Here is an 11,420-nt window from a genome sequence, read left to right as displayed (position 1 = left end):
AACTTGATGCTGAAACCGCGTCCATAAGAAAATAATATTTTTACGGGTTTATTATTAAAAAGTTAATACTTTATCGGCGGCTAACGTCCACTCGGCCAGCTCGACAAGTGTGCCAATTTCCACGCCGTCAATCAGCGGCAGCCCGGTGATACCGCGCCCGTCGGTGCAGGTTTTGCAAAGCTTAACCGGCACGTTTTGCGCCGTCAGGATCTCCAGCATCTGCTGAATGTTGTAGCCCTCTGCCGGTTTTTGGCCTTTCAGACCGGCGGTGACCGCGTCGGACATCAAAAAGATCCGCAGCTCCAGCTCGCTCGCGTTATCGCGCAATGCTATGGCCAGACGCAGGCTGTTAAAAAGGGATTCGCTGCCGTAGGCCGCCCCGTTGGCGACGATCACAATCTTCTGCATGTTAACTCCTGTTTATATTAAGGCACGAATATTGCTTCATTCTCCCAGGTAGGGTTATCCGGGAGAGTAAGCATGACATTAATGGCTGGCAATTCGTCGGGTGCAACCGAATGGCTCCAGCGCGCAAAAGCGTTGCGCCAGGAGCAGCTCAGCAAGCTGGCACAGCTGGGCGTACTGGTGAATGGCATTAGCCAACTGGTGCATATGCTACAGTGCGAGCGCGGTGCATCAAACGTCTGGCTCTGCTCACAGGGTAAGCTCTATGCCCCCGAATGCAAAGCCAGCCGGGCGCTGGTGGATGAAAATCTCACCATACTGTATGGCATTCTGGATAAACACTCCCCAGTGCCGGGCAGCGCCGTGTGTGAGCGCATCGCCGCTGCGTTGCAGAGCCTTGAATCACTCCCCGCCCTGCGAGAAGGGGTGAATCAACAAACCGTTACCGCCCCGCAGGCGATGGAACATTATTGTCGCATGCTTCGCCATCTGCTCAGTATCGTGCCGCAGCTCAACGACAGCATTGACGATCCGCAACTGGCGGGGCGTTTTGTTGCCCTGTACAGCCTGATGCAGGGCAAAGAGCTGGCGGGACAAGAGCGGGCGCTGGGGGCCATTGGCTTCACGCAGGGTTTTTTTGATGATGTCACCCGCCAGAGGCTGGTGGATCGCATTGACGGGCAGCAGGCCTGTTTTGAGATCTTTTTAAGCCACAGCCCGGCGGATGTGCAGAGCACCTTTTCCCGGGACTGTCAGCCCGACCGCGAGACGGAGCAACTCCGGCGTGTGGCCTGTACCCGCCAGCCTGCTGCGGATAATGGCGACACGGCGCTGAACTGGTTCGCCCTGCAAACGTCGCGTCTTGAGCACCTGCGCACCCTGGAGGAGATGGTTATCGCCGACCTGATGCTGGCGGTTGATGAGCGTATCCATCATGACCCTCAACATCCGGTAAGTGCCGATGAGAATGACGATCCGCTCGCGCTTTATCCGGATAAACCTTTGCTGCCGCTGGTTCGCCAGCAGGCTCGTGAAATAGAACAGCTTTCCCGCCAGCTCGCGACGCTGCGCGATACGCTGGAAGAGCGCAAGACCATTGATAAAGCCAAAAGCGTGCTGATGACCCACCACAATATGAGTGAGGAACAGGCGTGGACGGCGCTGCGCAAAATGGCGATGGACAAGAACCAGCGCATGGTGGATATCGCCCGCGCGCTGCTTACCGTGAAGCGATTGTGGCAGCTAATCCCTAAGGAGTAGCTGCACAATCAGTGGGCACGTTGTGCCTGATTGAGGTGCGTTTTTGCAGAGCCAGTGGGGCAAAAGCCACAAAAACAAGGCATTAAAACCTGGCATTAGCTTTGCATTAATTCAGTAACCAATTTTGACGGTGCGCCAACGGCGGTGCATCAGTCTTCGGGATAAAGGCGTCCAGCGGTGCTTCGGCACTGTCGGGCGCTTTTTTTTGTCTTTTTTTCAGGAGTGGTCATGGCGGATTTGTCGAGACGGCGGTTTTTGCAGGCCAGCGTGCTGGCGAGCAGTGCAATGTTGTTACCGGGTGTCATGCAGGCCGCGTGGGCGGCAGGCTCGGATAAACCCGAGCAGGAGACGGTGCGCATCGGGTTTATCCCGCTGACCGACTGCGCTCCGGTGGTCATCGCGGCGCTGAAAGGGTTCGATAAAAAGCATGGCATTACCATCGTGCCCACCAAAGAGGCGAGCTGGGCGGCCGTGCGCGATAAGTTAGTCGCGGGGGAACTGGACGCGGCGCATATTCTTTACGGTCTGCTGTACGGACTGGAACTGGGGATCGCCGGTAAGCCACAGCAGATGGCGAATCTGATGACCCTCAACCAGAACGGCCAGGCGATTACGCTCTCTGCCGATCTGGCAGAGAAGGGGGTTCGCGATCTCGACGGGCTGAAGAAACTGATTGGTCAGCAGGCACCGGGCACGTACACCTTCGCGCATACCTTCCCGACGGGCACGCACGCCATGTGGCTCTACTACTGGCTGGCCAGTGCGGGCATTAACCCGTTTGACGATGTTCGCACCGTGGTGGTACCGCCGCCGCAGATGGTGATGAACATGCGCATTGGCAATATGGTCGGCTTTTGCGTCGGCGAGCCGTGGAATGCCCGGGCCATTAACGATCGCATCGGTTTTACCGCTGCAACGTCGCAGTCTATCTGGGCTGACCACCCGGAAAAAATCCTCGGTACCCGTCGCGACTGGGTGGAGAAAAATCCGCACACCGCGCGGGCGCTGGTGAGCGCAGTACTGGAAGCCGCGCGCTGGATCGACGCTTCACCGGAAAACAAACGTGAAACGGCGCAGATCCTCTCGCGTCGCGCATGGCTGAACACCAAAGAGCAGTACCTCACCGGACGGATGCTGGGTGAGTACGACAACGGGGTGGGCACGCGCTGGCAGGACGCGCATCCGATTCGTTTCTTCAACGAGGGGGCTGTGAGCTACCCGTATCTCTCCGACGGCATGTGGTTCTTAACCCAGTTCCGCCGCTGGGGCTTGCTTAAATCTGCACCGGACTATGTCGAAATTGCCCGGCGTATCAACCAGACGGCGGTCTGGCAGGATGCCGCCACCGCGGTGGGGGGCATTACCACACCGACTTCACCACTACGCAGTAGCACCCTGATGGACGGCACCGTCTGGAACGGTACCGATCCTGAAGGCTATGCCAACCGCTTCGCTATTCACCGTAAAGGGGCCTGATTATGCAGCATCTGCACAGCACGAAAGCAAAACACGAGACGCCGGTGAGTGGCGAGGTGATTACCCTGCCACCGGTTCAGGTTCGCCGTCGTCCTCCGGCGATTGCCCGCCGGATTAACAACGTGCTCCAGCGTATCATTCCGGCGCTGCTGGGGCTGGGGCTGCTGGTGGTGCTCTGGCAACTGGCGGCAATCAACAGCAAAGGCTTTCCGACGCCGCTGAGCACGCTGGATTCTGCCATCACCCTGTTCGCCGATCCGTTTTATCGCGACGGGCCAAACGACATGGGGATCGGCTGGAACGTGCTTGCCTCCCTGCAGCGCGTGGCGGTGGGCTTTGGCCTGGCCGCGTTAGTCGGTATCCCGCTCGGTTTTCTGATTGGCCGTTTCACCTTTTTCTCACGCATGTTCAGCCCGCTGATTGCGCTGCTGCGCCCGGTCAGCCCATTGGCCTGGCTGCCTATCGGCCTGCTGCTGTTCCAGAAAGCAGAGCCTGCTTCCAGCTGGACCATTTTTATCTGTTCGATCTGGCCAATGGTGATTAACACCGCCGAAGGGGTACGCCGTATTCCGCAGGATTACCTCAATGTCGCCCGCGTGTTGCAGCTTTCTGAGTGGACCATTCTGCGTCGGATCCTCTTCCCGGCGGTGCTGCCTGCGGTGTTGACCGGGGTACGTCTTTCCATCGGTATCGCCTGGCTGGTGATTGTCGCCGCCGAAATGCTGACAGGCGGCTTAGGGATCGGTTTCTGGATCTGGAATGAGTGGAACAACCTCAACGTCGAAAACATTCTCATCGCCATCGTCATCATTGGCGTGGTCGGGTTACTGCTGGAGCAGGGGCTGATGCTGATCGCCCGTCGCTTTAGCTGGCAGGAAAAATAAGGAGCGAACATGAAACCAATCATTCAGGTCCAGGCCGTAAGCCAGCGTTATTCTACCGCCAGCGGTGAATTTCTGGCGCTGCAGAACGTCTCGTTTGATATCCACGAAGGGGAAACCGTGAGCCTGATTGGCCACTCCGGCTGCGGCAAATCAACGTTGCTGAACTTGATCGCCGGGATCACCCTGCCGACGGAAGGGGGACTGATTTGTGACAACCGTGAAATTGCGGGTCCGGGACCGGAGCGTGCGGTGGTCTTTCAGAACCACTCCCTGCTGCCGTGGCTGACCTGTTTCGACAACGTTGCACTGGCGGTCGATCAGGTGTTCCGCCACACCATGAGCAAGGCGGAGCGTCGTGAGTGGATTGAACACAACCTCGATCGCGTGCAGATGGGGCACGCCCTGCATAAACGCCCGGGGGAGATCTCAGGCGGTATGAAGCAGCGCGTGGGCATTGCCCGTGCGCTGGCGATGAAGCCGAAAGTGTTGCTGATGGATGAACCGTTTGGCGCGCTGGATGCCCTGACGCGTGCCCATCTGCAGGACTCCGTGATGCAAATCCAGCAGGCGCTCAACACCACCATTGTGCTCATCACCCACGACGTGGACGAAGCGGTGCTGCTCTCTGACCGCGTGCTGATGATGACCAACGGCCCGGCGGCGACCGTCGGCGAAATCCTGGAGGTTGACCTGCCGCGTCCGCGTAACCGGGTGCAGCTGGCGGACGACAGCCGCTACCACCATATGCGCCAGCAGATCCTCCATTTCCTCTATGAAAAACAGCCCAAAGCGGCGTAGTGGGGGCACCACGATGCGACTGGTCATTATCGGCAATGGAATGGCAGCAACACGGCTGATTGCCTCGCTGACCGGGCGTGCGCCTGGCCGCTTCGCGATCACCGTGTTGGGTGAGGAGCCTGAGCATGCGTACAACCGCATCCAGCTTTCGCCGGTGCTGGGTGGGGAAAAACGTCCGGAACAGATCCGCATGCAGGACGATGACTGGTACCGCGAGCGCGGCGTCACGGTGCTCAGGGGGCAAAAGGTGCTCGCCGTGGACGTGGCGAAACGGGAAATCCGTACCGCGCAGACCACGCTGGGGTGGGATGAACTGGTCTTCGCCACCGGGTCGATACCGTTCGTGCCGCCCATCCCCGGGGGCGATGCGCCACACGTCTTTACCTTCCGCCGCCTTGAGGATACGCGAGCCATTGCGCAGATCCCGGGGCCAGCGGTGGTGTTGGGCGGTGGCGTGCTGGGCGTTGAGACGGCAGCGGCGCTGGCACAAAGTTGTGACAACGTCACGCTGGTGCATCGCGGACCGTGGTTGATGGAACAACAGCTGGATCGGCAGGCGGGGCTGCTGCTGGAGGCTGCGCTGGCGGAGCGCGGCGTGCGCTGCGAGCTGTCGTCAGGGATCGCGGCAATCGCGCCGGATTCAGTGACGCTGCTCAACGGACGCCAGGTTAGCGCCGCGCGCGTGGTGCTGGCTACCGGCGTACTGCCCAACATCGCCCTGGCAAGCGCCAGCGGTATTCACTGCGCCCGTGGCATTGTGGTCGACCAGCAGATGCAGACCTCCGTCCCGGCTATTAGCGCCATTGGGGAGTGCTGCGAAATCGACGGTCAGACGTTTGGCCTGGTTGCCCCCTGCCTGGCACAGGCGGACATTCTCGCCGCCCGGCTGGCAGGGGACGCCCCAGTGCCTTTTGCCCATACCGACAGCGGGATGCGCCTGAAGGTCACCGGTGTGGAGCTCTTCAGCGCCGGGCGCGTAACGGCGCAACCGGAGGATACGGTCTGGGACGCGTGGGATCCGCTGACCCGTCACTACCGTCGCTTACTGATTCATCGCGGTGCGCTGGCTGGCGTACTGCTGATGGGAGATTGCCGCAACGCGGCAACATTTACCGATTTACTGGCAACGGCTGCGCCCGCACACGTGGACTGGCTGTTCGATCGATTCACTACGACGCAACCGCAGGTTGCAGGACAGAACGCTATGACAAAACCTACTCTGGTGGTGGTTGGGCACGGTATGGTCGGCCACCATTTTCTTGAAGACTGCGTAAACCGCAATCTGCATCAGCAATACCAGATTGTCGTCTTTGGCGAAGAGCGTTATGCCGCTTACGACCGCGTCCATCTCTCAGAGTATTTTGGCGGCCGCAGCGCGGAGTCCCTCTCGCTGGTGGAGGGCGACTTCTTTGCCAGACACGGCATAGAGTTGCGTTTGTCGCAGCAAATTGTCGCCATCGATCGCGACGCGCACGTTGTGCGTACCGCCAGCGGTCACGAAACCCACTGGGACAAACTGGTGCTGGCGACCGGCTCATATCCGTTTGTGCCGCCGGTGCCGGGCAACACGCTGCCGGGCTGCTTTGTCTACCGTACGCTGGACGATCTCAATAACATTGCCGCGCATGCGAAGGGATCCCGACGCGGCGTAGTCATAGGCGGTGGCCTGCTCGGGCTGGAAGCGGCCAACGCCCTCAAACAGCTGGGGCTAGAAACCCACGTGGTGGAATTCGCCCCCAACCTGATGGCGGTACAGCTCGACAACGACGGCGCGGCGATGCTGCGAAAAAAAATTGAAGCGCTCGGCGTCGGGGTTCACACCAGCAAAGCCACCACTGAAATTGCGGCCACTGACGACGGACTGGTCCTGCGTTTTGCCGACGGTGAACAGCTGGACACCGATATGGTGGTCTTCTCTGCCGGGATCCGCCCGCAGGATGCGCTGGCGCGCAGCAGCGGCCTGGCGATCGGCGAGCGTGGCGGGATCTGCATTGATACCGCCTGCCAGACCTCAGATAAGGACATCTTCGCCATCGGGGAATGTGCGCTGTGGGAAGGTAAAATCTTCGGTCTGGTGGCGCCGGGTTACCAGATGGCACGTGTGGCGGCGGCCACGCTGGCGGGTGAGGAGAAATCCTTCACCGGCGCGGATATGAGCACCAAACTTAAGCTGCTGGGCGTGGACGTGGCCTCGTTTGGGGATGCCCATGGCCGTACGCCGGGGGCATTGAGCTACCAGTGGACCCACGGCCCGCAGCAAATCTATAAAAAAATTGTCGTCAGCCATGACAACAAAACCCTGCTCGGCGGCGTGCTGGTGGGGGATGCCAGCGAATACGCCACGCTGGTGCAGATGATGCTTAACGGAATCAGCCTGCCAAAAGAGCCTGAAACGCTCATCTTGCCAGCCTTCTCCGGTAGCGCGCCAAAAGCGCTGGGGGTGGCGGCGCTGCCGGACAGCGCGCAGATCTGCTCCTGTCATAACGTCAGCAAAGGCGATATCTGCCAGGCAGTGAGCGCCGGTGCGACGGAGATCGGTGCCATCAAGCAGTGCACCAAAGCGGCGACCGGCTGCGGTGGGTGCAGCGCGCTGGTGAAACAGGTGATGGAGTTCCAGCTGGCTGAGCAGGGCGTGGAGGTGAAAAAAGATATCTGTGAGCACTTCCCGTACTCACGTCAGGAGATATATCACCTGGTGCGCGTCAACCATATTCGTACCTTCGACCAGCTGATTAGCCGCTACGGCCAAGGGCACGGCTGTGAGATCTGTAAACCGCTGGTGGGGTCAGTGCTGGCCTCCTGCTGGAACGAATACCTGCTGAAACCGGCGCATCTGCCGTTGCAGGACACCAACGACCGCTACTTTGCCAATATTCAGAAGGACGGAACGTACTCCATCGTGCCGCGCATGCCCGCCGGGGAAGTAACGGCCGACGGGCTGATTGCTATCGGGCAGATCGCAAAGCGCTACGGGCTGTACAGCAAGATTACCGGCGGCCAGCGTATTGACCTGTTTGGTGCCACGCTGGAGCAGCTGCCGGAGATCTGGCAGGCGCTGGTGGAGGCCGGATTTGAAACCGGGCATGCGTACGGTAAATCCCTGCGTACCGTGAAATCCTGCGTCGGGTCAACCTGGTGCCGCTATGGCGTGCAGGACTCCACTGGTCTTGCGGTCAAACTGGAGCACCGTTACAAGGGGTTGCGCGCGCCGCACAAAATCAAAATGGCGGTGTCCGGCTGTACCCGCGAGTGTGCCGAGGCGCAAAGCAAAGATGTCGGCGTGATCGCCACGGACAAGGGCTGGAATCTCTATCTGTGCGGCAACGGCGGCATGAAGCCGCGACACGCGGATCTCTTCGCCAGCGATCTGGATGAAGAGACGCTGATCCGTACCGTCGACCGTTTTCTGATGTTCTACATTCGCACGGCGGATCGCCTGCAGCGGACCAGCACCTGGATGGACAACCTTGAAGGCGGTCTCGACTATCTGCGGGAGGTGATCCTCGACGATAGCCTCGGTATTGCGCAGGAGCTTGAGCAGGAAATGGCCCGTGTGGTGGAAACGTATCAGTGTGAATGGCAGACCACGCTTAACGATCCGAACCGTCTGGCGCTGTTCCGCACGGCGGTGAACGGTCCGGCGACGGAAGAGAGCAAACGCTGGCAGGAAATTTGCGGTCTGGATGAGATCCCGGAGCAGGCGGGGATCGGCGCCCGGCTGGGGCGTAAGCCGATCGCGCTGTTCCGTTTTGGCAAATCGGTCTATGCCCTTGACGATCAGGAGCCAGGCAGCGATGCGAACGTACTGTCACGCGGTATTCTTGGCGATGCGGCGGGTGAGCCGGTGGTCATCTCGCCGCTCTATAAACAGCGTATTCGCCTGCGCGACGGCTGCCAGGTGGATAACGGTGAGCCTGCGGTGCGCGCCTGGCCGGTGAAAATCGAAAACGGCAAGGTGTGGGTGGGGAACGACGCGTTGCTGGTCCGTGCGGAGGCATCATGAATGGAACCCGAACAACGTGCCCGTACTGCGGCGTCGGTTGCGGCGTGGTGGCCCGGGTTGAGGGCGACAAGGTCACGGTGCGCGGCGATGAACGCCATCCCGCCAGTTTTGGACGGCTGTGCGTCAAAGGCGCGGCGTTAGGTGAAACCACGGGCCTGCAGGGGCGGCTGCTGCAACCGGTGGTGGACGGGCTGGAGGTGGACTGGCCGCAGGCGTTAAGCGCGGCCGGCGAGCGGCTGCGGGCGATTATCGACACCTGGGGGCCGCAGGCGGTGGCGTTTTACGCCTCCGGCCAGCTACTCACCGAGGATTACTACGCTGCCAATAAGCTGATGAAAGGGTTTATCGGCGCGGCGAACATCGATACCAACTCGCGGCTCTGCATGTCGTCGGCGGTAGCAGGCTATAAGCGCGCATTTGGCGAAGATGTGGTGCCGTGCAGCTATGAGGACGTGGAGAACAGCGATCTGGTGGTGCTGGTGGGTTCAAACGCGGCATGGACGCATCCGGTGCTTTATCAGCGGCTGGTTCAGGCGCGGCAAAACAATCCGCAAATGAAAGTGGTGGTTATCGATCCGCGTAAAACCGCCACCTGTGATATCGCCGACCTGCATCTGGCGCTCGCGCCCGGCAGTGACGCCGGGCTGTTTGTCGGTTTGCTCAACCTGATCCAGGGTACCGACGACTGGCCGATTGCCCGCGTGGCCGGGTTTTGTGGTCTTGATGCACAGGAGATTGCCACGTTTTACGACTGGTTCCTCACGGCGCCGCGTGCCATTACGCTCTACACAATGGGGGTCAACCAGTCTTCCAGCGGCAGCGACAAGTGCAACGCCATCATTAACGTTCATCTTGCGAGCGGGAAATTTGCCCGTCAGGGCTGCGGGCCGTTTTCGCTGACCGGCCAGCCAAACGCGATGGGGGGACGGGAAGTGGGGGGACTCGCGAATCAACTGGCGGCGCATATGAACTTCGAGCCGGACGATCTCTCGCGGGTGGCGCGTTTCTGGGGAACAGAACGGCTGGCGCAAACGCCGGGCCTGATGGCCGTTGAGCTGTTTGACGCCATTGCCCGCGGTGAGGTAAAGGCGGTATGGGTCATGGGCACCAATCCGGCTGTCTCGCTGCCGGACAGTCACGCGGTATGCCAGGCGCTGGCGAACTGTCCGCTGGTCATTGTCTCTGAGGTGATGCAGGAGACTGACACCAGCCGCTACGCCCATATTCGTTTCCCGGCGCTGGGCTGGGGAGAGAAAAACGGTACGGTCACCAACTCCGAACGGCGGATTTCGCGCCAGCGCGCCTTTCTGGCTGCCCCGGGCCAGGCAAAACCGGACTGGTGGATTGTTGCCCAGGTGGCGAAACAGCTGGGCTATGGTGAGGCCTTTGCCTGGGAACATCCGCAGGAGATTTTTTGTGAACATGCGGCACTGTCGGCGTTTGAGAATGACGGGGCACGGGCGTTTAATCTGCATGCGCTGGCGGGGCTTACCCGTGAGGACTGGGATCAGCTTGAGCCTTATCAGTGGGCGGCGGGCGATTTTCCCCACCGGAATGTGGTGCCCGTTGACCCGCGTCCGCACGGCGCGGCGCCAGATGCGTTATATCCGTTGCTGCTGAATACCGGACGCATCCGCGATCAATGGCATACCATGACCCGTACGGGATATGTTCCCGGGCTGATGCAGCATATCTCTGAGCCCTGCGTTGAGATCTGCGCTGCAGATGCCGCGCGTTTCGCCCTTTGCGACGGGCAACTGGCACGGATCAGCTCTCCGCGTGGAGTGATGGTGGCAAAAGTACGTATCAACGATGGACAAAGGGAGGGGGAAGTATTCGCGCCCATGCACTGGAATGCGCAGTTTGCCCGTCAGGGAAAGGTCAATACGCTGGTGGAGGGGCGCTGCGATCCGCAGTCTGGCCAGCCGGAGAGTAAACAGACCGCCGTCAGGATCATGCCATGGCAGCCTGAATGGCAGGGAGAGCTGTATGCCCGTGTGCTGCCGGAACTGCCGTCTTCGGTACACTGGTGGCGCAAAGCATCACGCCTGACGGTGGCGGCTGACGAACCGTTGATGCCGTGGGTGAAAGAGTATGCTGAACAGCAGGGCTGGCAGCTGCAACTTGCCCGGACGGATGCGCGCAGCAGCGTACTGGCATGGCATAACGGCGAGCTGATGCTCGGATTCTGGGAAGGGACTACGTTGCCAGCGCTGGCGCATGCGACTATTGAAGAGGCTTTTCGTCGGGCTCCAGAGACGCTTGCGGAGCGGCATGCGCTCCTGAACGGCGCGGGCGCGGGGGAGAGTGTCGATCCGGGACGCATTATCTGTAGCTGTTACTGCGTCGGGGAAAATGCGATACGGGAGGCGATTGTCGGCGGGTGCGATTCCGTTGCTGCGCTGGGGGCGAAACTACGGTGTGGCACCAACTGCGGCTCCTGCGTGCCGGAGCTGAAAGGGCTGTTTGGATAATGGTCTAAGAGTGTCGGGTAAGGCGACAATAATGTTCAGGATATTCCTGAAATTTGCGCTAAGACTGCATTTCACAGCTTATCGCGTTAACATTAAAAGCGTTGCCTCATAAACACAGGT

The 11,420-nt window shown here is 60.2% G+C and carries 7 protein-coding genes; 6 read left to right on the top strand and 1 reads right to left on the bottom strand.

The genetic code is table 11. From position 1 onward, the window contains the following. Positions 1-54: 54 nt before the first annotated feature. On the bottom strand, positions 55-408 hold the full coding sequence (locus VF709_RS00810; protein WP_013096245.1) for a DsrE/DsrF/TusD sulfur relay family protein: 354 nt from the start codon (positions 406-408) through the stop codon (positions 55-57). 72 nt (positions 409-480) lie between these two features. Here VF709_RS00810 and nasR point away from each other — a divergent pair, with 72 nt between their 5' ends. The 6 genes from nasR (at position 481) to VF709_RS00780 (ending at position 11,300) form a co-directional block, all read left to right on the top strand. Then, positions 481-1,665 (top strand): nitrate regulatory protein NasR, encoded by a 1,185-nt coding sequence (gene nasR / locus VF709_RS00805; protein WP_095452690.1) that lies wholly within the window; start codon positions 481-483, stop codon positions 1,663-1,665. Positions 1,666-1,893: 228 nt separating this feature from the next. After that, the gene (locus tag VF709_RS00800) at positions 1,894-3,141 is read left to right on the top strand and encodes a CmpA/NrtA family ABC transporter substrate-binding protein (protein WP_058678628.1); all 1,248 of its coding nucleotides are present in this window, start codon (positions 1,894-1,896) and stop codon (positions 3,139-3,141) included. A gap of 2 nt (positions 3,142-3,143) precedes the next feature. Beyond that, positions 3,144-4,025: a nitrate ABC transporter permease gene (gene ntrB / locus VF709_RS00795; protein ID WP_058678629.1), complete on the top strand. Its 882-nt coding sequence runs from the start codon at positions 3,144-3,146 to the stop codon at positions 4,023-4,025. A 9-nt stretch (positions 4,026-4,034) separates the two neighbouring features. Next, positions 4,035-4,823 carry an ABC transporter ATP-binding protein gene (locus VF709_RS00790; RefSeq protein WP_149896332.1) on the top strand — a complete coding sequence of 263 codons (789 nt, stop codon included), beginning with the start codon at positions 4,035-4,037 and terminating at the stop codon, positions 4,821-4,823. A 13-nt stretch (positions 4,824-4,836) separates the two neighbouring features. Next, the gene (nirB, locus tag VF709_RS00785) at positions 4,837-8,826 is read left to right on the top strand and encodes a nitrite reductase large subunit NirB (protein WP_187170754.1); all 3,990 of its coding nucleotides are present in this window, start codon (positions 4,837-4,839) and stop codon (positions 8,824-8,826) included. Continuing rightward, positions 8,823-11,300, top strand: a complete 2,478-nt coding sequence (locus VF709_RS00780) for a nitrate reductase (protein WP_149896334.1) — start codon at positions 8,823-8,825, stop codon at positions 11,298-11,300. The genes nirB and VF709_RS00780 overlap by 4 nt, the downstream gene beginning before the upstream one ends. Positions 11,301-11,420: the final 120 nt, after the last annotated feature.

Source organism: Enterobacter sp. Lyrl_3, from assembly GCF_051948675.1.
In the GTDB taxonomy this organism is placed as follows: domain Bacteria; phylum Pseudomonadota; class Gammaproteobacteria; order Enterobacterales; family Enterobacteriaceae; genus Enterobacter; species Enterobacter cloacae.
The sequence above is the reverse complement of the archived record's forward strand: the minus strand, read 5'-3'. Positions and strand labels throughout refer to the sequence as shown.